The 20,830-nt window shown below is 64.1% G+C and carries 20 protein-coding genes; 5 read left to right on the top strand and 15 right to left on the bottom strand.

The window, feature by feature from the left end; all coding sequences use genetic code 11:
* Positions 1-131: 131 nt before the first annotated feature.
* Positions 132-3,422, top strand: coding sequence for a hypothetical protein (locus tag JKL45_RS00100; RefSeq protein ID WP_201859084.1), 3,291 nt, complete (start codon positions 132-134; stop codon positions 3,420-3,422).
* A gap of 72 nt (positions 3,423-3,494) precedes the next feature.
* On the opposite strand, the gene lysA is transcribed toward JKL45_RS00100, so the two are convergent.
* Entirely contained in the window at positions 3,495-4,763 is a 1,269-nt protein-coding gene (gene lysA / locus JKL45_RS00095; protein WP_201859083.1) for a diaminopimelate decarboxylase, read from the bottom strand.
* Between the two features lie 9 nt (positions 4,764-4,772).
* Positions 4,773-5,015, bottom strand: a complete 243-nt coding sequence (gene lptM / locus JKL45_RS00090) for an LPS translocon maturation chaperone LptM (RefSeq protein ID WP_201859082.1) — start codon at positions 5,013-5,015, stop codon at positions 4,773-4,775.
* A gap of 169 nt (positions 5,016-5,184) precedes the next feature.
* Here lptM and tlpA point away from each other — a divergent pair, with 169 nt between their 5' ends.
* Positions 5,185-5,832: a thiol:disulfide interchange protein TlpA gene (tlpA, locus tag JKL45_RS00085; protein ID WP_201859081.1), complete on the top strand. Its 648-nt coding sequence runs from the start codon at positions 5,185-5,187 to the stop codon at positions 5,830-5,832.
* Here the strand turns inward: tlpA and JKL45_RS00080 are convergent.
* The 9 genes from JKL45_RS00080 to purC all read right to left on the bottom strand — a co-directional run bounded on the left by JKL45_RS00080 (position 5,829) and on the right by purC (position 13,632).
* Positions 5,829-6,566: an adenylate/guanylate cyclase domain-containing protein gene (locus JKL45_RS00080; protein ID WP_201859080.1), complete on the bottom strand. Its 738-nt coding sequence runs from the start codon at positions 6,564-6,566 to the stop codon at positions 5,829-5,831. The two genes, tlpA and JKL45_RS00080, sit on opposite strands and share 4 nt — an antisense overlap.
* A 110-nt stretch (positions 6,567-6,676) precedes the next feature.
* Positions 6,677-6,991: a hypothetical protein gene (locus tag JKL45_RS00075; protein WP_246498196.1), complete on the bottom strand. Its 315-nt coding sequence runs from the start codon at positions 6,989-6,991 to the stop codon at positions 6,677-6,679.
* A gap of 188 nt (positions 6,992-7,179) precedes the next feature.
* Positions 7,180-7,515: a Grx4 family monothiol glutaredoxin gene (gene grxD / locus JKL45_RS00070; protein ID WP_201859079.1), complete on the bottom strand. Its 336-nt coding sequence runs from the start codon at positions 7,513-7,515 to the stop codon at positions 7,180-7,182.
* Between the two features lie 46 nt (positions 7,516-7,561).
* Complete coding sequence (locus JKL45_RS00065) at positions 7,562-7,798, bottom strand: BolA family protein (protein ID WP_190847023.1); 237 nt, start codon at positions 7,796-7,798, stop codon at positions 7,562-7,564.
* A 26-nt stretch (positions 7,799-7,824) separates the two neighbouring features.
* Positions 7,825-10,035 (bottom strand): phosphoribosylformylglycinamidine synthase subunit PurL, encoded by a 2,211-nt coding sequence (gene purL / locus JKL45_RS00060; RefSeq protein ID WP_201859078.1) that lies wholly within the window; start codon positions 10,033-10,035, stop codon positions 7,825-7,827.
* Between the two features lie 81 nt (positions 10,036-10,116).
* Complete coding sequence (purQ, locus tag JKL45_RS00055; RefSeq protein ID WP_201859077.1) at positions 10,117-10,815, bottom strand: phosphoribosylformylglycinamidine synthase subunit PurQ; 699 nt, start codon at positions 10,813-10,815, stop codon at positions 10,117-10,119.
* A gap of 7 nt (positions 10,816-10,822) precedes the next feature.
* Positions 10,823-11,062, bottom strand: a complete 240-nt coding sequence (purS, locus tag JKL45_RS00050; RefSeq protein ID WP_190847026.1) for a phosphoribosylformylglycinamidine synthase subunit PurS — start codon at positions 11,060-11,062, stop codon at positions 10,823-10,825.
* A 132-nt stretch (positions 11,063-11,194) separates the two neighbouring features.
* A complete protein-coding gene (locus JKL45_RS00045) occupies positions 11,195-11,734 on the bottom strand; it encodes a hypothetical protein (RefSeq protein ID WP_201859076.1) in 540 nt (179 codons plus the stop codon).
* A 1,088-nt stretch (positions 11,735-12,822) separates the two neighbouring features.
* Positions 12,823-13,632 carry a phosphoribosylaminoimidazolesuccinocarboxamide synthase gene (gene purC, locus JKL45_RS00040; RefSeq protein WP_201859075.1) on the bottom strand — a complete coding sequence of 270 codons (810 nt, stop codon included), beginning with the start codon at positions 13,630-13,632 and terminating at the stop codon, positions 12,823-12,825.
* 297 nt (positions 13,633-13,929) lie between these two features.
* On the opposite strand from purC, the gene JKL45_RS00035 reads away from it, so the two are divergent.
* Positions 13,930-14,253 carry a DUF1476 domain-containing protein gene (locus JKL45_RS00035; protein ID WP_201859074.1) on the top strand — a complete coding sequence of 108 codons (324 nt, stop codon included), beginning with the start codon at positions 13,930-13,932 and terminating at the stop codon, positions 14,251-14,253.
* A 59-nt stretch (positions 14,254-14,312) separates the two neighbouring features.
* Complete coding sequence (locus JKL45_RS00030) at positions 14,313-15,083, top strand: HpcH/HpaI aldolase family protein (protein ID WP_201859073.1); 771 nt, start codon at positions 14,313-14,315, stop codon at positions 15,081-15,083.
* Here JKL45_RS00030 and JKL45_RS00025 read toward each other — a convergent pair.
* Together JKL45_RS00025 and JKL45_RS00020 are read right to left on the bottom strand one after the other, a co-directional pair.
* Complete coding sequence (locus JKL45_RS00025; RefSeq protein ID WP_201859072.1) at positions 15,080-15,763, bottom strand: alpha/beta hydrolase; 684 nt, start codon at positions 15,761-15,763, stop codon at positions 15,080-15,082. The genes JKL45_RS00030 and JKL45_RS00025 overlap by 4 nt on opposite strands.
* A gap of 57 nt (positions 15,764-15,820) precedes the next feature.
* Complete coding sequence (locus tag JKL45_RS00020) at positions 15,821-16,465, bottom strand: DNA-3-methyladenine glycosylase family protein (RefSeq protein WP_201859071.1); 645 nt, start codon at positions 16,463-16,465, stop codon at positions 15,821-15,823.
* A 32-nt stretch (positions 16,466-16,497) separates the two neighbouring features.
* Between JKL45_RS00020 and gluQRS the strand changes: the two genes are divergently transcribed.
* Positions 16,498-17,382: a tRNA glutamyl-Q(34) synthetase GluQRS gene (gene gluQRS, locus JKL45_RS00015; protein ID WP_201859070.1), complete on the top strand. Its 885-nt coding sequence runs from the start codon at positions 16,498-16,500 to the stop codon at positions 17,380-17,382.
* A gap of 4 nt (positions 17,383-17,386) precedes the next feature.
* Here gluQRS and JKL45_RS00010 read toward each other — a convergent pair whose 3' ends face one another.
* Together JKL45_RS00010 and JKL45_RS00005 are read right to left on the bottom strand one after the other, a co-directional pair.
* Positions 17,387-18,304 carry an AEC family transporter gene (locus JKL45_RS00010; protein WP_201859069.1) on the bottom strand — a complete coding sequence of 306 codons (918 nt, stop codon included), beginning with the start codon at positions 18,302-18,304 and terminating at the stop codon, positions 17,387-17,389.
* A 6-nt stretch (positions 18,305-18,310) separates the two neighbouring features.
* Positions 18,311-20,344 (bottom strand): M23 family metallopeptidase, encoded by a 2,034-nt coding sequence (locus tag JKL45_RS00005; protein ID WP_201859068.1) that lies wholly within the window; start codon positions 20,342-20,344, stop codon positions 18,311-18,313.
* Positions 20,345-20,830 lie beyond the last annotated feature (486 nt).

Raw genomic sequence — 20,830 nt, 5'->3', positions numbered from 1 at the left:
CTTGCATAAATACCTAAAGCACCATTGAAACGTTATTACAATTCATTAACATAGATCCTATGCCTTTCTGGCCAGCGCTGAGCAACCAGGGCCCGACAAGCGCAAACACTCAGATGTTTAGGGGGGATCTCATGGCTTTCACAGTGATGCGCAGCGGAGAAGAACAGCAGGTTAATACGCTAACCCAGAGCAACCAGACCCACCCAACAATTGCGCGCCTTGGGGATGGCGGGTGGATCGTGACTTGGAGCGGCCAGGATGCGAACGAATCTGGCATCTACATGCAGCGCTATAGCGCGAGCGGGGTGCCGCAGTTCACTGTTGGTGGTGTGCCGGCGGACAAGCTCGTTAATCCCAGTATCGAAGGAAGTCAGATCTGGTCTTCGGTTGTTGGTCTCTCCGACGGTGGATGGGTGGTGAGCTGGGTCGATCTGCTGGACGGCACCGGGTCGATCCACCAGATTCGTTACACTTCTGGGGGAGTAGCACAACCGGGCCCTACTATCGTCAACCCTGGGCGGGGGGCGGAAAAGTTGAGCAATATCGAAATGACGGCCTTGGCCGGTGGCGAATGGCTCGTCACTTGGCAGAGTGGCGATGGGAGTAACTACGGGATCTATCAGCAGCGCTTTAACGCCCAGGGCGAGCCGCAGATTCCATTCGCCAACCAGCAGGTCAATCAAAAGTCAGAAGGTCCGCAGCGCTTCTCCGATGTCACCAAGCTCAAGGACGATGGCTGGATTGTGACCTGGGTTGACGGAGACGCCTTCAGCTCGGCGGCCAACATCCAAATGCGTCGCTACGACAAAGATGGGCAAGCGATCTCGTCTGATGTCGCGGTCACGACGGCGAGCGGAATGCAGACCCGGCCGCAGATTGCAGCCTTGCCGGACGGTGGATGGCTCGTGGTCTGGTACGGCGTCGGCGCCGACGGATCGGATGACGTTTTCTTCAAGCGCTACGATGAGCACGGCGTCGGTAGCTTGCCTCAGATCGTCAACACGACCACTGAAGGCTCACAGGAAAACCCTGATGTGGCGGTGCATGCAGATGGAAGCTGGGTGATTACATGGGAGTCCGGTTCTGACGTCCACCAGCGGCGCTACGCGGCAGATGGCTCAACCTCCGGCCCCGATGCGGTCGTTCCGGCTTGGCTCGGCAGCGAAAACAACTCACGTCCAAAAGTCATCACCCTTCCGGATGGCCGCTGGGTCGTTGTTTGGCAAACTTTAGACCAGGACGAAATCCCCGGCAGCGGCATTGCCCAGCGGATCTTCACCCCCACCACCGTGGAGTCGATCACGAATGCCATGGAATATGCAACTGGCACTGGACAGGACGAGACCCTGCAGGTGGAGCAGGGTGGGCTATCTCAGGGCGATATTATCGATGGTGGCGGCGGCATCGATACCTTGCAGATGGCGTCGGCGGGCACGATCGACCTGACGCTTCCCACCGAGCTTCTCCGCTTCGAGGCCTTGGTCGGCACAAGCGGCAACGATCGCATCGTGACGGATATGGCACGTCTCGATCAGTTCCAAACGATCACCGGCGGCGCCGGCGACGACGACGTTCTGGAACTCTTCAGCGGCGACAATTACAGCCTGCGGGACATGACGTTCACTGGCATCGAGAGGATCCTCCTGTCGGACTATGTCAACTACGTCGTGACGGTCGACAGCGTCGCGACGGCCCTCCTCATCGACGGAAGCGCGAGTTCCGGCGACACGGTCCGGCTCGTGGACAGCCGGAACTTCACCCAGGACGAGCTGATCCAGCTTTTCAGCCAGGGCGTGGATACCGTCATCGATGGAAACGGCGAGCACACCAACGCTCTGCCGCAGATAGCCGGCTTCAATGGCGACCAAAGCAAGGCACTGGTCGGCGGTACGGCCCGACTCGACACCGATGCAGCCGCAGTGGTGACTGAGGATCTGGGCCGGTTCAGGTCTCTTGCGGTGAAGATTACGAACCGCGTAGTCGGAGAGGACCGGATCGGTCTTGTTGAAACGGACGGCGTGACGCTTGTCGGAACCCAAGTCCGCGTGAACGGCACGCTCGCCGGAACGCTCGAACGAGACGGGTCCGGGCAGAATGGTCTCCTGATCAACTTCGAGGCTGCCGCCACATCCGCCATGGTCACAACCATTGTGCGGGCCCTGGCCTACGTCAACACGGCCTCTGGAAGCTTCGTCGCCAAGCAGCGCGACATCATGGTGACCCTGACCGATGCGGGCGGGGCGCAAAGCACGCATGGCGTGCAAGTCGACATCGCGCTTCCGACGGGAGGTGTCGAGAACAAGGCGCCTGTCATCGACGGGGCACCGGCGGGAGTCCAGCAGATGGCCGACACCGGCATTCTCTCGCCTTTCGCCGGCATGGTTGTCGATGATCGCGATACGAGTTCCCTCTCGGTCACGGTGGCCTTCGACAAGACAAAAGGCATGCTCATCCCGCTGGCCGGAGGCACCTACGATCCTGGCACGGGGCTTTACACGATCACAGGTTCGGCGCCTTACGTGACGCGCGCTTTGAATGCCCTGCAGTTCGACCCGAGGGACCGGAGCGGTCCGGTCGGTGCGGGCGAGGAGACAACCTTCACGGTCACTGTCACGGATGGAGCCCAGCCCGTTCAGTCTGTGGTGAAGGTCAATGCCGTCATCGCGGATCGGCCGCCGTCGCAGCCGACACTCTCCAACGACAGGATCGATGAACTGGCGCTAGACGGCACGCCCGTCGGTACACTCTCGGCCCAGGATGGCAATGGGCAGGCAGTTGCCTACTCCCTCGTCGGCGCAGGCAATGCGCCGTTCGAGATTGTCGGTAACGAACTGCGGGTGAAGAACGGCGTCGCCCTCGATTACGAGCAGACCAAGGCCTACACCTTCACCATCCGGGCCTCCGCGGGTGGGCTGTCCAGCGACCGTGTCGTCACCATCGCGGTCAATGACGTCGGCGTTGAGACGACGAGCGGCAGCGCGTCCAATGACCGGATCGTCGGCGGCGTCGCAAAGGACACGCTGGGCGGAGGGCTTGGCGAGGATACGATCTTCGGCGGCCTCGGCAACGATGTGCTCACCGGCAACGGAGGCAAGGACATCTTCGTCTTCGACACCAAGACGAACAAGAAAACCACCGTCGACAAGCTCGCCGATTTCGTCGTCAAGGACGACTCGATCTGGCTCGACAATGCGGTGTTCACCAAGATCGGCAAGGGTTCGGAGCTGAACCCCGGCAAGCTGGCGAAGGCCATGTTCTGGACCGGCAAGGCCGCGCATGATGCATCCGACCGGATCATCTACGACAAGAAGGCTGGCGCGCTCTACTACGACCAGGACGGCACCGGCCGCACGGCACAGGTGAAGATCGCCACCCTCAAGAAAGGCCTCTCGTTGACGGAGAAAGACTTCTTCGTGATCTGAGCGAAGGGATTGCTCCAACGAAAAGCCCCGGCACGCACGACGCCGGGGCTTTTTTTATGAAACGCGATCTCGTCAGCGTAGCCAGTCAGGAACCTGATCGAGGCCGATGAGGTCCTCGTAGGAGGGACGGGGCCGCACCACGGCATGATCGTCGCCGCGCACGAGCACCTCGGGCACCAGCAGGCGCGTATTGTAGGTGTTGGCCTGAACGGCCCCATAGGCACCGGCCGTCATGATGGCGATGAGGTCGCCGGCTTTCAGCTGGGGCATATCGCGGGACAGGGCCAGATAATCGCCTGTCTCGCAGACGGGACCGACCACGTCGGCGACAATGCGCGGCGTGTCGGGCGAGGCTTGCCTGACCGGCTTGATGTCGTGATAGGCCTCGTAGAGCGTCGGGCGGATGAGGTCGTTCATCGCCGCGTCGACGATCACGAAAGGCTTGTCGGCGCCCTGCTTGACATAAATCACGCGAGCAATGAGCACACCCGCGTTGCCGGCAATCAACCGGCCCATCTCGAACACGAGCTTGAGCCCCAGATCCCCCGTGTGGCGCTTGATGATCGCAGCATAGGCCTGCGGGTCGGGCGGCGGTTCGTTGTTCTCGCGATAAGGCACGCCGAGCCCGCCGCCGAGATCGATGTGATGCAGCTTGTGTCCGTCGGCCATCAGGTCGCGGGCGAGCTCGGCCAGCAGCGCCGTGGCGTTGTCGAAGGGGCTCAAATCCGTGATCTGGCTGCCGATATGCATGTCGACGCCGGTAACCTGGATGCCCTTCAGGGCTGCCGCCCGCGCATAAACCTCGCGGGCGCGGGAGATCGGTATGCCGAACTTGTTCTCGGACTTGCCGGTCGAGATCTTTGCGTGCGTCTTGGCGTCCACGTCCGGATTGATGCGGATCGAGACCGGCGCGCGCAATCCTTTGGAAACAGCGACCTCGGACAAAGCCTCGAGCTCGGGCTCCGATTCCACGTTGAAGCATAGGATGCCGCTGTCGAGCGCAAAGGCCATCTCAGACTTGGTCTTGCCGACGCCGGAGAACACGATGCGTTCGCCCGGAGTGCCGGCTGCAAGCGCCCGGCGTAGCTCGCCCTCGGACACGATGTCCATGCCGGCGCCCAGGCGGCTCAGGGTCTTGAGCACGGCCTGGTTGGAGTTGGCCTTCATGGCGTAGCAGACGAGGGCGTCCGTGTCAGCGAAGGCCTCGGCGAACACGCGGTAGTGCCGCTCAAGAGTCGCGCTCGAATAGCAATAGAACGGGGTCCCGACCTCATCCGCAAGGCGGCGCAGATCGACGCCCTCCGCATGGAGGACGCCGTCGCGATAGGCAAAATGGTGCATCGAATAAGCCTAAAGCAGCGGATCGAGAATGAAGGGCTTGTTCGGGATCGTGTAGCCCTGGCGCGGCGAGGAGCGGGGCGTCCCGACCGGGGAGGGCAGGGCGGTGTCGCTGACCGTGCTTTGCGGCTGCGCGGCCGGCGCCGAGGCGCTCGGCGGCGCCTCGAGCGCGCCGCGGCGGCCGCAGGCCGAAAGGCTTAGAACAACAAGACCCGCAACCAGGGCCGTGCGGGTGAGAGACAGGCTTGACGACATCGAGAGGCTCCGAAACGTGGCCGCACCATAACGGGAAGTCCCCAGAGATGCGAGGGGCAAGGTGTGAAAGACAACAGGCACCGCCGCCACAGGATTGTGACCTGCCAACCGGAGCCGTTCCGCCACTCAGGGCTTGAGGCTGGAGCCGAAAGGCGCCACATCTCGGGCTATGTCGAACGCAGCAAAATCCAGAAAAACCTGGCTCATAGGCCTTGCCGCTCTCGTTCTCACTGGGGCAGGCGCGGCCTGGTACGGCTTCGCGCCCCGCGATCCCATGGTGGCTGGCGTCGCCGAGTGCCGGGCCTCTCAAGAGACGGCCAAGCGCCTGAAGCCGCTGGCTAAGGGCGAGGTGGCGGCCGTCGGGGTGAGCAGCGCACCCAAGCCGCCTCCGGCGATCGCCTTCACCGGCCCCGAGGAGAAGCCGACGAGCCTTGCGGACTTCAAGGGCAAGACCATCCTGGTCAATCTCTGGGCGACCTGGTGCGTGCCGTGCCGGGAGGAGATGCCGGCTCTCGACAAGCTTCAGGCGGAGCTGGGCGGTCCTGATTTCCAGGTGGTGGCCATCAATGTGGACACCCGCAACCGGGAGAAACCGAAGGCCTGGCTCAAGGAGAACGGCATCACGAACCTTGCCTATCACGCCGATCCCGAGGGCAAGATCCTGCAGATCCTGCAGAAGTCGGGCCATGTGGTCGGCCTGCCGACCACCTTCGTGGTCGATGCTTCGGGCTGCGAGATCGCGCTGCTCAAAGGGCCGGCCGAATGGGCCTCGCCGGATGCCGTCGCGTTCATGAAGGCGGCACTGAACCGCTCTTAAGCGGCGAAGAGCTGAACCGGAGCCTCGATCCCCTTCAGCTGATACTCCCGCCCCTCGCCCCTGACCAGGTCGACCCCGGCCCGCTCAAAGACGGTTCGGGTCACCAGGATCTCGCCCGTTCCGGCGGCGGCCTGGGCACGGGCGGCCGTGTTCACCACGGGTCCGATGGCGGTGAGGTCCCGATGCGCGCGGCCGAACTCGCCGAAGCTTGCCGTGCCTGAATCGATGCCGATCCCGACACCAAGCTCACTGCCTTCGAGGCCCCCGTTCTCGGCCAGAAGGGTCCTGCTGCGGGCCTCGCAGCGGCGCTGGATCTCACGCGCCGCCCGCACGGCCTGCTCGGCGTGATTGGGCTGCTGGATCGGGAAGCCGAAGATGGCCATGACGGAATCGCCGATGGTCTTGTTGAGGAGCCCGTCGTAGTCCCAGATGGCCTCCGCGCATTCGTCATAGAAGGCATCGAGCAGGGACGAGAGCGCGTCGGGCGGGAGCGACTGCGACAGGGCCGTGTAGCCTCTGAGATCGGCAAACAGGATGGAGACGTCGACCGGGATCTTGCGGGCCTTCATGATGCGCGTGAACATGAGCTCGCACACCGTGCATGTGTTCGGGTTCATCCGGCTCGGACGAATGCCGAAAGCTCGAAATGGCACGGAGGCCAAGCCGTGCAGGGGCACGGGGATCCGCATCTGCTGCCAGCAGCCTTTGCAGATCATGGCTTGGGCGGGCGACATTCCTCAAGTCCCCTTCCAGATCGCTCCGACGTGCAGAGACGGTCAGGACAGGCTACACCCAGGTTGCCCAGGGACCAACCCAACAATCGGAGGGAATCTGGGGTAGAATGCTAGGTCGGAACAGCTCCGCCGTCGGGAACGCCGACCGTGCCGGAATAGGCCGGCTTGGAGAGCCGCCAGGGCCGGTCCATAGCCCCCTTGGCTTCCCCGCGCTGAAGCCGGCGCGGTGCTCCGTCGGCCGTGATCTCGTCGATCACCAGGAATCCCAAGGCCTGCAGCATCACGGCCGCCGTCTTGGTGGCGCGGTCATCGGCCCTCAAGGAAAGGGAGCCGGCGGCATAGACCCGCTCCATCAGGCTCTTAGGGTGATGCGTGACCGCTGCACGCGGCTTGAAGGCGACGACGTTGGTGTCCGGCTCGATCATGAAAGGCCCCCAGTCCGGCCGCCGGATTATTTTTGTCTCGGCGGCTTCGATGCGTTCAGAGCCGATAGTGTGCCGGAAACTGAGCCGTTTAAGGAATGCGACATAAGACGCCCCCTGTTCCGAGGGGCGTGAGACAAAAAAGGCGGGGCACCGGCCCCGCCTCGATCACGTCCGAGACAGTGCCTGGATCAAGCGCTCTGCTGAACCTGGATGCCCTTGTCGGTGAAGAGCTGCTGCAGCTCGCCGGTCTGGAACATCTCGCGGGTGATGTCGCAGCCGCCGACGAACTCGCCCTTCACGTAGAGCTGGGGAATGGTCGGCCAGTTGGAATAGTCCTTGATGCCCTGGCGCACGGTCTCGTCCTCAAGCACGTTGACGCCCTTATACGGCACGCCGAGATAGTTGAGGATCTGGACCACCTGGCCTGAGAACCCGCACATGGGGAATTGCGGCGTGCCCTTCATGAAGAGCACGACGTCGTTGGACTTCACTTCGTTGTCGATGATCTGGTTGGCGTCAGCCATGGGGGTTCTCCTGTTCCGCGGCGGTCAAGGCGCCGGGTTCATGCTTTCAATTGTCGGGTGCCAGCGTCGTCAATGCAAGGGCGTGCAGCGTGCCGCCCATGTGGCCCTGCAGCGCGGCATAGACCAGCTGGTGCTGCTGAACCCGGGACTTGCCCTTGAAGGCCGAGGACGTGACGGTGGCGGCATAATGGTCGCCGTCGCCCGCCAGATCCTTGATCTCCACGACAGCATCCGGCAGGGCAGCCTTGATCATGCTCTCGATCTCATGGGCATTCATTGGCATGGATCAAACTCCTCAGGACCTTCGGGTCACGCTTTGCCGGTCATGTAGTTCGGCAGCCACGCCTCGTGGGCCGCCTTCAATTGCTTCACCGATATGGCCTGCTGGCCCGGCAGAATCAACGCGTCGCCCCCGGTCAGCCCCAGGGTTACGGCCGGAATGCCCACGGCGCCCGCCTCGTAGAGAATGTCGGCGGCCACGTCCTCGTCGACGGCGATGAGGTAGCGGGCTTGATCCTCGCCGAACAGGAAGGCGTGCAGGGGGAAGCCTTCGGGGAACGCCGTGATCTCGGCGCCCACGCCGCCCGCCATGGCCATTTCGGCCAAGGCCAGCGCGATGCCGCCGTCGGAGAGATCATGCACGGTCGTCACCTGGCCTGAGCGGATGAGCTGGCGCACGAAGTCGCCGTTTCGCTTCTCGGTGGCGAGATCGACCGGCGGCGGAGCGCCTTCCTCGCGGCCGCAGACGTCGCGCAGGTAGATCGACTGGCCGAGCCAGCCTTGGGTCGCGCCGATGAGGATGATCGCCTCGCCCTCGCGCTTGAAGGCGACCGAGGCGTTCACCGTCACGTCGTCGACGAGGCCGACGCCGCCGATGGCAGGTGTCGGCAGGATGCCCTGGCCGTTGGTCTCGTTGTACAGCGAGACGTTGCCGGACACGACGGGGAAGTCGAGGACGCGGCAGGCTTCGCCAATGCCCTTCAGGCAACCCACGAACTGGCCCATGGATTCGGGCCGCTCGGGGCTCGCGAAGTTGAGGTTGTCGGTGATCGCGAGCGGCAGGCCGCCCACCGCCGTGATGTTGCGCCAGGCTTCCGCCACCGCCTGCTTGCCGCCCTCGAACGGGTCGGCCTCGCAATAGCGCGGCGTTACGTCTGTGGTGAGCGCCAACCCCTTCGGCCCGTCCTCCACGCGCACGATGGCCGCGTCGCCGCCCGGCGTCTGGACCGTGTTGCCGAGGATCAGGTGGTCGTACTGCTCCCACACCCAGCGCTTGGAGCACTGGTCCGGCGAGCCGACGAGCTTCAGCAGCGCCTCGGCCTCCGACATCGGGGCCTTCACGCTGTCGGGCGCAATCACAGGCTGCTTCGGGCTTTCCACCCAAGGACGGTCATAAAGAGGAGCCTCGTCGCCGAGTTCCTTGATCGGAAGATCGGCCTTCACCTCGCCCTGATGCTTGATGACGAAACGGAGCGTGTCGGTGGTTTTGCCGATCACCGCGAAGTCGAGGCCCCACTTGTGGAAGATGGCCTGCGCCTCCTTCTCCATGCCGGGCTTCAAGACCATGAGCATGCGCTCCTGGCTTTCGGACAGCATCATCTCGTAGGCCGTCATGCCCTCCTCGCGGCAGGGCACCTTGTCGAGGTCGAGCTCGATGCCGAGATTGCCCTTCGCGCCCATCTCGACCGCCGAGCTGGTCAGCCCCGCCGCACCCATGTCCTGGATGGCGATGACGGCGCCCGACTTCATGAGCTCGAGGCAGGCTTCCAGCAGCAGCTTCTCGGCGAAGGGGTCGCCGACCTGCACGGTGGGGCGCTTTTCCTCGGACGCGTCATCGAACTCGGCCGACGCCATGGTGGCGCCGTGGATGCCGTCGCGGCCGGTCTTGGAGCCGAGATAAACGATCGGGTTTCCGACGCCGGTGGCCTTCGCGTACCAGATCTCGTCCGTGCGGGCGAGGCCAACCGCCATGGCGTTGACCAGGATATTGCCGTTGTAGCGCTTGTCGAAGCCGAAAGAACCGCCGACGGTAGGCACGCCGAAGGAATTGCCGTAGCCGCCGATGCCCGCCACCACGCCGGAGACGAGGTGAGGGGTCTTCGGATGATCCGGCTCGCCGAAGCGCAGGAAGTTCAGCGCCGCAATCGGCCGCGCCCCCATGGTGAACACGTCGCGCAGGATTCCGCCCACGCCCGTCGCGGCGCCCTGGTAGGGTTCGATGAAGGACGGGTGGTTGTGGCTCTCCATCTTGAAGATGCAGGCGAGGCCATCGCCGATATCGATCACGCCGGCGTTCTCGCCCGGACCCTGAATGACCCACGGTGCCTTAGTGGGCAGGCCGCGCAGATGAATGCGCGAGGATTTGTACGAGCAATGCTCGTTCCACATGGCCGACACGATGCCGAGCTCGGTGATGGTCGGCTCGCGGCCGATCAGGTTCACGAAGCGCTCGTACTCATCGGGTTTCAGCCCGTGCTCCTTGACCAGCTCCGGGGTGATGGCGACGTCGTTGCGGATCATCGGGGTCTCGCGATTTGAGCATTCTTAGGCGAAGTGGAAACCGGTTCGCCGCCCGAAGAATGCGACCAATATGTTCAGTGTTCAGGCAGCGCGGGGGAAGGACGACACGAGGCTCTCGAACAGGCCGCGCCCATCGGTGCCGCCCACGAGGTCTTCGATCAGGTTTTCCGGATGAGGCATCATGCCGAGCACGTTGAGCTTGGTCGAATAGATGCCCGCAATCGAATTCATCGATCCGTTGCGGTTGGCATCCTGCGTGATGTGCCCCTGGGCATCCGCATAGCGGAAAGCCACCAAGCCTTCGCCTTCAAGCCGCTTCAGGGTCTCCTCATCGGCCGTGTAGTTGCCTTCGCCATGCGCCACGCAGACATCGATGGCCTGATGCTTGGCGTACGCTTTGGTAAACGCCGTGTCGTTGCGCTCGACCCGCAAGAACTGGCGGTGGCAGATGAACTTGAGGTTCGCGTTGCGCATCAGGATGCCGGGCAGAAGTCCCGACTCGCACAGGATCTGGAAGCCGTTGCAGATGCCGAGCACGAGGCCGCCGCGGGCTGCATGCGCCCGCACCGCATCCATGATTGTGGCCCGGCCCGCGATGGCACCGCAACGCAGGTAGTCGCCGTAGGAGAAGCCGCCAGGAAGAACCACGAGGTCCGTGCCCTGCGGCAGCTCGGTTTCGGCGTGCCAGACCTTCTCGGCCTGAGAGCCGGCGGATTTCAGCGCCCGCAGCACATCGCCTTCGCGATTGGAGCCGGGGAAGACGATGACGGCGGATTTCATGTCGGCCTCACGCGATCTCGACGCGGTAATTCTCGATGACGGTATTCGCCAGGAGCTTCTCGCAGGCGGCCTTGAGCTGGGCTTCGGCCTGGGCCTTGTCGGCGGTGCCGAGCTCGATGTCGAAGACCTTGCCCTGGCGCACGCCGTCGATGCCCTCAACCCCCAGCGACTTGAGGGCGCCCTCGATGGCCTTGCCTTGAGGGTCGAGAACGCCGTTCTTGAGGGTCACGGTGACACGCGCTTTCATGGGGGCCTCGGGCTGTTTGACGATGTGCCCCACGCCATAAAGGCATTGGGCCCAAGAAACAACGGGCTCGAAGCACGATCCGGTGAAGTGTGAGGCGGTTCACCGCAAGATCGTGCGACAAACCCAGAAACCTTATGAGCCCAATTCGCGGGCAGCGACCTGCCTGGCCGTTTCACGCACAGCATCCTGAACCTCGCCGATCGCCAGCACGACCGACAGGGTCTCGCCCTCGCGCCTGCCGAAGGCCGCGCCATAGGCCGGGCGCTTGCCGCCGTCGGCCGGGGCAAGATCGATGGCAAAGCCCGGATAGGGGCCCTCTCTCAGGCGCTCAACGGTGATCAGGGTCTTGACCGGCTTGGCCCGACCTGCCGGCGAGCGCAGGGCCCGAGCCAGGCGCTCCGGATCCTTCAGGACGGCTTCCGTAATGTCAGCGTCCTTTCCCGTCAGACGCACCACACTGACGGCGAGGCCCGGGCTGCATTCGGGTGGGGCGCAGAAGGACAGGGCAACAGGCTCGGACCGATCCTCGGCCAGCCACTTCCGCAAAGGGAGGGCATCCCAGGATGCATCCGTCGGGAGGCCCGCGACCTGCCGGGGAATATATCCGCAACTGCCAAGGGCCAGGCCGAGGGCGAGGATCAGGACGCTGAAACGCAACAGTCGGAGGAGCATGGCCCTATCTATGCGCGAAACAAGGGGAAAGGGAATGGGGATTGAGGTCGCCGTCTCCGCTCATATGTGAAAGCGCGTGGTCAGCACCTGATGTCATCCCCGGCGGCCGTAGGCCGGGAAGGGGATCACGATCAGGCTCAGCTCTATGGATTTTCTTCCCCTCCGATGGCTACGCCATCTCCGGCCGGGAATGACACCTCCTGTCTCTGAAACTCCCGCAATCCTGCCACCCTTCCCGTCATCCCCGGACTTGTTCCGGGGATCCACGTTGTGTGTTTCTCCACCCTCATCCTGAGGAGGTCGCGAAGCGACCGTCTCGAAGGAGGTTCCAGAGAGCACTGGAGCCTCCTTCGAGATGCAGACTGCGTCTGCTCCTCAGGATGAGGATTGAGGTTGCTTGAGCGGGTGCAAGACGTGGATGGCCGGGACGAGCCCGGCCATGACGGAGGGGATGTTTGTTCCTCTTTTGTTCTTGACAATCGTCCTAAGCTGAGCTATAGAGTTTCCTTAGATCTGTTCCTGAGAGGGGCGCGCTCGCGAGGCGTCGCAGTGTGGGAGCAGGCACGGTCCCGCCGCAGGGCTCGCACCCCTGTGATCGCGGGTGGCCGATCCTGGCATGCCTCCAGGTCCGCTGAAACAAACCGTGCGCGAAGAGCAGTCTGGCTCTTACATCTTCCACAACCATCGAGCCGGGCTGCCCAACGCGCCACCCTCGATCAACCTTCAGGCTCGCAGCACCCGCTGCGGGCCCACAGGTGCTGGCTCTTTGACAAGCTGATCAACAGCGTCATCCCGGACGAAGCGCAGCGGAGATCCGGGATCGTCAGACCAGCCCAGCACTGTCATCCCGGGGCTGCGCAGCAGAGCCCGGGATCCAGAACCACGACGGTGCAGAATGAGGCGCGACGCTGTTCGCGCTCTTCTGCACCCGTCGTGGTTCTGGATCCCCGCCTGCGCGGGGATGACACCGGCGAGGATCAAGCGCCCCATTCTGGGCTGCCGGAAGCAATAGAGTGCCAAGAGTTGGACTAGTCGACAAAAAGCCCGGCACTGGGCCGGGCTTCGCATTATCGATCAGGCAGAGCAGTTCATCCCTGCACGAGGCGCGGGCCGCCGGTCACCGGGTTCTCGTTTTCGGACAGGATGCCGAGCCGCCGGGCGACCTCCGTATAGGCTTCCACCAGCCCGCCCATGTCCCGGCGGAACCGGTCCTTGTCGAGCTTGTCCTTGGACTTGATGTCCCAGAGGCGGCAGGAATCCGGGGAGATCTCGTCGGCCACGACGATGCGCATCATTTCGCCTTCCCAGAGGCGGCCAGTCTCGAGCTTGAAATCGATGAGGCGGATGCCGACGCCGAGGAAGAGGCCCGACAGGAAGTCGTTGACCCGGATGGCGAGCGCCATGATGTCGTCGATCTCCTGAGGCGAGGCCCATCCGAAAGCCGTGATGTGCTCCTCCGACACCATCGGGTCGCCCAGGGCATCGTTCTTGTAATAGAATTCGATGATGGACCGCGGGAGCTGCGTGCCCTCCTCGATGCCGAGGCGCGTGGCGAGCGAGCCCGCCGCGACGTTGCGCACGACCACCTGCAGGGGAATGATCTCGACTTCCCGAATCAACTGCTCACGCATGTTGAGGCGGCGGATGAAGTGGGTCGGTATGCCGATGTCGTTCAGATGCTGGAACAGGTATTCCGAGATCCGGTTGTTGAGCACGCCCTTGCCGTCGATCACCTCATGCTTCTTGGCATTCGCGGTGACATTGAAAGCGGTCGCGTCATCCTTGAAGTGCTGGATGAGCGTACCGGGTTCGGGGCCCTCATAGAGGACCTTCGCCTTGCCCTCATAGATGCGACGGCGACGATTCATAGGCGTGTACCGTGGTTTGAGAAAATCCATTTGCCGTGGCTCCTGGGGATGGTCATTTTTAGATCCGCGGCTGGCGTCAAGCGCGGCTTTCGGCCGGCGCTCCGCTTGAAAGGGCAACCTATCCGATCCCTCGGGCAAGTACAACGCGGAGGAGAATTGAAGGCAAAAAGCCTCGCGCATCGTGCGGAAGAAGTGGATACGATTTCCGGCAAGAACGATGCGCCAGCCAAAAGTCGAAGCACCGATCTTAAAGATGGGGAGCGTCTGGCATCCGCGCGAGTGCGCCCTTATATCGCATGAAGGCTGAAATATAAGGAGAAGAACGGAATGACCGCTTTCGACGACCGGAGAAACGCCTTCGAGAAGCAGTTCGCCCACGATGAGGACCTGCGCTTCAAGGCCACGGCCCGCCGAAACAAGCTGTTCGGGCTCTGGGTGGCCGAGCGCCTGGGTAAGAACGGTGACGAGGCGGAGGCTTATGCCAAAAGCGTCGTCCTGGCCGATTTCGAGGAGGCAGGCGATGCCGACGTCCTGCGCAAGGTCCGCCGGGATCTCGACGGAGCCGGAAACACCATGGGCGATGCCGAGCTCCAGGCCAAGCTCAATGAGCTGACTGGAAAGGCCATCGAGGACGTCAAGACGAGCCGGTAACGGCTCGCTTCACCCGCCACCCTGGCTCACAAAACCTCATCATCCGTCGAAAGGGCACCATGCCGCTCCATTCATCGTTCCCCGAGCGCCTGAAAGGCGGCACACCCCTTTTGACGGCTTGGTGCGGCCTGCCGGACCCGTCCGTGGCCGGAATCCTGGCCCGGGAGGATTTCGACGCCGTGGTGCTGGACACGCAGCACGGCTCCATCGATTTCGCCGCCTCCGTCCAGGCCATTCCGCTGATCGCGGCAGCCGGAAAGCCGGCGATCGTCCGCATTCCCGTGGGGGATTTCGCCTCGGCCTCCCGGTACCTCGATGCCGGCGCATCGGGCATCATCGCCCCGATGATCAACACGGTGGAGGATGCCCGGCGGCTTGCCGCCTTCACCAAGTTCCCGCCTGTGGGCGAGCGCAGCTGGGGCGCCTACGGGGCGCTGGCGCTTACGGGGCTTGAGCCGGGCGACTATCTCCGGACAGCCAATGATCTGGCCGTTTCCTTCGCCATGGTGGAGACCCGGGAGGCGCTCGCGATCATCGACGACATCCTGGCGGTGCCGGGGATCGACGGGGTCTTCATCGGCCCCTCCGACCTGTCGATCGCGCTTTCCGGCGACAAAGGGGTCGATCCGACCAGCGCCGAGGTGGACAAGGCCCTGGATCACGCGCTTGCCCGGGTGAAGGCCGCCGGCAAGATCGCGGCCATTTACGCGGTGTCGGGGGCTCGGGCGGCGGAACTCTCCGCCAAAGGCTTCCACATGGTCTCCATCGGCAGCGACATCTCCATGCTGCGCGCCGGCGCCCATGCGGCCCTGACGGCGGCCCGCGCCTAAGCTCCGGCAGGGTAGGGGAGGCCGAAGGACTGCGCGAGGAAGAGTCCTCCCTGGCGCAGGCCCTCGCTGTCGATCCCGTGAGCGAGCCCCGCCGAGAGGTGCCACTGGCAGGGGATCTCCGCCGCGCCCAGAGCCTCCTTCGAGAAGAAGAACATCTCGACCGGCACTACGTCGTCCTGGTCGCCATGGATCAGCAGAATGGGCGGTGCCGTCCGGGCCAGGGGCATAAGACCCTCCGGCCCCTCGCCATCCTCCAGCACGAGAAGCCCCGAATAGCCCAGGATGGCAGCCGGAGACGTTGGGCGGCGCAGTCCCAGATGAAGCGCCATCATGGCGCCCTGGCTGAAGCCCACGAGGGCAAGCTTCGACGGCGGCAAGGCATAACGGGCGAGTTCCTGGTTCAGAAAGGCATCGAGGCCCGGCGCCGCGTAGGTCACGCCGCGCCAGAACTCCCGCGGATCGGTCAGGGTGAGAGGAAACCACTCCCGGCCCATCGGCACGTTGCTGCAGGGATCGGGCGCATGCGGGGCCACGAAGGCGGCGTCCGGCAGCCAGCTGCGCCACTGGCTGCCGAGCTCGATGAGGTCGTTCCCATCCGCTCCGAGCCCGTGGAGAAAGACGACGAGCTGCTTTGCCACCCCGGATTGCGGCGCCAGGCGCGGACCGTCGATGCTTGCCATGAAGCGTACCCCCGATCATTGAAGGTGAGGCGATTGCAGAGCGGAACGGCCTGGCCGTCAAGCAGGCGCGCCCTCCCGCGCCTTGACCACCCGGTAATAGGCCCAGAGCACCTTGGCGGCGACGCCGCGCCACGGCCGCCACCGTTCGGCCAGGGCGTTAAGCGCCTTGGTATCCGGCCTCTGCTCTAATCCGTAGGCGAGGCGGGCTGCCTCCTGCACGGCGAGATCCCCGCTCGGGAAGGCATCCGGGTGCCCGAGACAGAAGAGCAGGTAGACGTCGGCGGTCCACGGTCCGATCCCTTTCACCCGCGTGAGAAGGCTGTGGGCCTCGTCGGCCGGATAATCATGGAGCTTGTCGAGGGGCAGCTGCCCTTCAATGATGTCCGTTGCCACGGCGCGAAGGGTCCGGACCTTGCCGGCCGAGAGGCCTGCCGTTCGCAGGGAGGCGTCAGAGAGCAGGAGAAAAACCTCCGGGGTTGCAGGTTCGAGAATGGCCCGCAAGCGGCCCCAGATCGCTGTCGCGCTCGCGGTCGAGACCTGCTGACCCACCACGATCCAGGCGAGCCCTTCGAAACCGGGCGGGCGCTTGCGCAGCTGCGGCGTGACGCCTTCGGCGGCCAGCCGCGCCATGACCGGGTCGGCCTTCGCCAACGCAGTCAGGCCCCTCTTGAGAACCGCGTCCGTTTCGAGGAGGGTGGCCATTCCTTCGCGTTCCTTCCAATCCGCAGGCTCCCGTGACGAAGCCCGTCTTCCGATTTGCACCCAGTCCCAACGGACGGCTTCACTTGGGCCATGCCTATTCGGCCCTGCTCAACGCCGATTTCGCCCAACGCTTCGATGGGCGCCTGCTTCTGCGCATCGAGGATATCGATACCACACGCTGCCGTCCCGAATTCGAGGAAGCGATCTACAAGGATCTCGCCTGGCTTGGGCTTGCCTGGGAAGAGCCGGTCCGGCGCCAATCGGAGCATTTCGACGATTACCACGCCGCCTTCCGCGCCCTGAAGGGGAGGGGAGTGGTCTATCCATGCTTCTGCTCACGCAAGGAGATCGCGGAGGCGGTTGCCTGTCGGGAGGCGGAAGCAAAGACAGGGGCAGCCCAGCCCTGGCCCCGCGACCCGGACGGCGCTTCGCTCTATCCCGGCACCTGCCGAGATTTATCGGCCGGTGAGATCGAGCAGCGCATTGCAGCCGGTGAGCCCCATGCCTGGCGGCTCGATGGGGCGGCTTTGCACGAACTCCTGCCAGGGCCTCATGGCTATTGCCGGTTCGACCGGGACGGCCGTGAAGAGGAGGTCGCCGCAGATCCCTGGCGCTGGGGCGATGCGGTCATCGTGCGCAAGGATACGCCGACGAGCTATCACCTCTCCGTGGTGGTCGACGATGCGCTTCAGGGTGTCACCCATGTGGTCCGCGGCCAGGATCTCGAGGCCGCCACCGATCTCCATATCCTGCTGCAGGCCCTGCTCGGGCTTCCGACGCCCCTGTACCACCACCACGGGCTGGTGCTCGATCCCGAGGGTGACAAGCTGGCGAAGAGCCGTCAGTCGCAAGCCCTGGCGGAGTTGCGGGAAGCAGGTGCTACGCCCCAGAGCATCCGGCAGCGCCTGGGTTTTTAAACGGTCAGCCGATCCCCAGCACGTAAAGCCAGACGAGGGTGCTCCCCAGGGCCAGGAAGGTCGAGAGGGTCACGGCGCTCGAAGCCAGGGCTACGCCCTCTCCGTAGCGCTCGGCAAACAGATAGGCGTTGATGCCGGACGGGCAGGAGGCGAAGAGCACCGCCACGCCGGCCCAGACCGGCGGCATCTCGAAGACCTGCGTGGCGAGCAGCAGCACCACGAGCGGATGCACCACGAGCTTCAGGAACGAGATCAGACTCGGCAGCTTCCAGCCCATCTGCAGGCCGTAGCGGCGAAGCGCAATGCCCATGGAGATCAGAGCGCAGGGCACGGCCGCGCTCGCCAGCAGATCCATGACCTGCCAGGCGGGGGCGGGCACATAGGAGACGATCGGGCGGAAGGCGGATCCCGCCAGGATGGCGACGACGATCGGGTGGGTCAGGAGGCGGCGCAGGATGACCAGAGGCGAGGCCTGCCGTCCCTCGGCCAGGATCGTCGCGAGCGTCATGGTGACGGGAAGATGGACGGCGATCAGAAGGAAGAGCGGCACGGCGCCCTCATCGCCATAGGCCTTGAGGATCATCGGGATGCCGACGAAGACGGTGTTCGCCTGGCCGGCCGAGAACCCGGCCACGACCCCGGAGACGCCTTTGATGCCGAAGAAGTGCCGGCCGATGGTGGTGGCCAGAACCCAGACCACGGCCACGCCGGCGAAATACGAGATCCAGTAGCCCCAGGGCTGAACCGCCGGGATCTCGGCCCGGACCAGGGTGCGAAAGATCAGGCAGGGGAGGGAGAGGGTGAAGACGAACTCGGACAGCCCTTCGCCGACCCGCTCGGAGACGAAGCCCGTCTGGCGCGCGACATAGCCGATGCCGATCAGGCCGAAGACCGGCAGGACAATCGCGAACAGCTCAAGCATCGGGAGTTATCGGAGTTCGGCGCGCTGGGAGAGGCTCGCGGAGGCCACGCTGTGGGACATCAGCTCGTCGACCTGCTCGCGCTGACGCTTGAACTCCACCAGGCCGCGGCCTTCGAGCTCGCGCCCGCGGGGCAGGCGGATCTTCAGCGGGTCGACGAAGCTGCCGTTGATGATCACCTCATAATGAAGGTGGGGTCCCGTCGAAAGGCCGGAATTGCCCACATAGCCGATAACCTGACCCTGCTGCACCCGCTTTCCGGGCGCAATGCCCTTGGCGAAGCTCGACATGTGCGAGTAGGCGGTCACATAGCCGTTGGTGTGCTGGAGCTCGACCCGGCGGCCATAGCCGGAATCCCATTCGGACTTGAGCACGGTGCCATTGCCGGCCGCGATGATGGGAGTGCCGACCCGGTTGGCCCAGTCGACGCCGGTATGGGGGCGCGAATAGCCCAGGATCGGGTGATAGCGCGAGCCGAACCCTGAGCGCAGAATACCGTCGGCGATGGGCTTGCGGATGAGGAACTTCTTGAGGGAGCGGCCTGCATCGTCGAAGAAGTCGATAGTGCCGTCGTCGCCCTGGTAGCGGTAGACCCGGCGCTGCTCCCCGCCCACCGTCAGGGAGGCGTAGAGCACCTCCGGCAGTCCGTTCTCGTCGTCCGAGCCGAAGAAGACCTCGAAGGAATCGCCCTGTGAGACCCGACGCTGGAAATCCACGTCGTAGCCGAAGATGCGCACGAGCTCGTCCACCGTTTCCCGGGGCAGCTCGTTCTTGAGCGCCGTCTCGTAGAGGCTCTCGTAAAGGCGTACGCCGCCGCGGGCATCCTCCTCGCCTTCCTCCTCGGACGCATCCGCGATCTGCTGCCTCGCAGGATCCTCGGGAGGCGTGACGGACACGAAGACGCCGCGGTCGTTGGTGGCGGCGATGCCCTCGATGCCGCGCTCGCCAAACGCGATCACGCGCACGATCTGTCGCGGATCCCCCAGGCGAGGACCCGGAGCGATCAGGATCCGCAGCCGCTGACCCTCGGTCATGCCCTCCACCTTGATCCGGGCCGAAAGCGCGGAGGTGATGGCGGCAATCTGCTCCGGCGTTCCCCCGTAGCTGCGCAGCACCGTCTCAAGGGTTTCCCCCTTACGGAGAACCACGTCGCGCTCCTCGATGAGGGGAGGCATGGCTTTCTGCTCGATCTTTGCAAGATCGGTCACGTTCTCCGGCACGACCCGAACCTCGATCGTGCTGAAGGGCGCATCGACCACGCGGGCATAGCCGAGAGCATCGCCCAAGGCCTCCGGCGGCCGCAGCGTTCTCGATAGCATCTGCTGGGCGGGGATCGGCACCGAGGTTCGGCGACCCGCCTCGTTGAACAGCCGGCGCTCCTCTTCCAGGATGGCGAGCACGTCGCTGTCGGTCAGCGACGGGGCACTCGCCTCGATGGCGAGCGACGCAAGATCGCGCCTGAGAACGGAAACATCGGCATCGGCGACCTCAGGGGCCGGCTCGACCCGTCCCTCCGTTTCTTCCGCGAACAGACGCAAGGGATTGAAAGGCGGGATGTCGGCCGCGTAGGTACCGGAGCTGAGCGAAAGATTAGTGGCAACGCGCACGAACTGGCGGACCTTGATGGCCTCGCGCTCGCCGTTGCGGATCGTCATCGGGGCCTTGAAGCTCTGGCGTGCGGAGACCGTGTTCTCCGTCATGTTCAGCCGATCAGCCTTGCGGGCCACGTTCGTCGCCTTGTCCTCATCCTTGTGCGAGGGTGCGCGGCCGTTGAGAGCGGCCCGTTCGGGCGGCAGCGCGGAGATCGATGCGCCTTCGAAGGTAATATAGATGGAAGCCCCGATCAGGGCGGCTCCCGTGACCCCGGTCAGAACGCTGGCGCCGAGCCAGCGCAGATTGACGTCCCACTTGTCGACCTCAGGGGCGGCATTGCCGCTGCCGTTCAGGGGTGGCTCATGCCCGAGATCAATCCCGGACGACAGATGCAACGCGCTCCTGCGAGCGCCTCTGGCATGGCTGTCATCGGGGGGGAGATGGCTCATGATCCCTGTCGAGTGTCGCTGCGGGTGGGTTGCCGTCACAGGCACTGAAGGCCTTAACACAAGAGACAGCAACCGCACAGGTCAATAGATAAGCTTGTTCAGAACGCCAACTCCATAAGAGAAGGGGCCTGCGCGGCCCTGCTTCGTGCCTTTCTGTGTCCGCAGTGAGGCAAGTGCTGAAAAACCTGTGCGGCGGCACGCCGAGCCTGCGTTTCTGCCTGCTGTCAAAAAACTTTCACAAGCCCGTTGACAGCCCAAAAGGGTTCAGCCTATATACCGCCCATCGACGGCGGCCACTTGGTGGCTGTCGGCAAGAACTTCCTCAGAGACCGGGCTGTTGGGCCTGACGTTAAGTCGGGAACAAGGTCTGTTCTGCGGAAGCTCTATTTTGTCTCCTGGGTGAGGCAAGTGCTCTTTGACATTGTTGAGAGGGGAAGAGAAGCGTAGGCGGCGGTGTCCTTGCGGGCGATTGGAGACAATCGCTGT

This window comes from Microvirga soli (assembly GCF_016734765.1).
Lineage (GTDB): Bacteria > Pseudomonadota > Alphaproteobacteria > Rhizobiales > Beijerinckiaceae > Microvirga > Microvirga soli.
The sequence above is the reverse complement of the archived record's forward strand: the minus strand, read 5'-3'. Positions and strand labels throughout refer to the sequence as shown.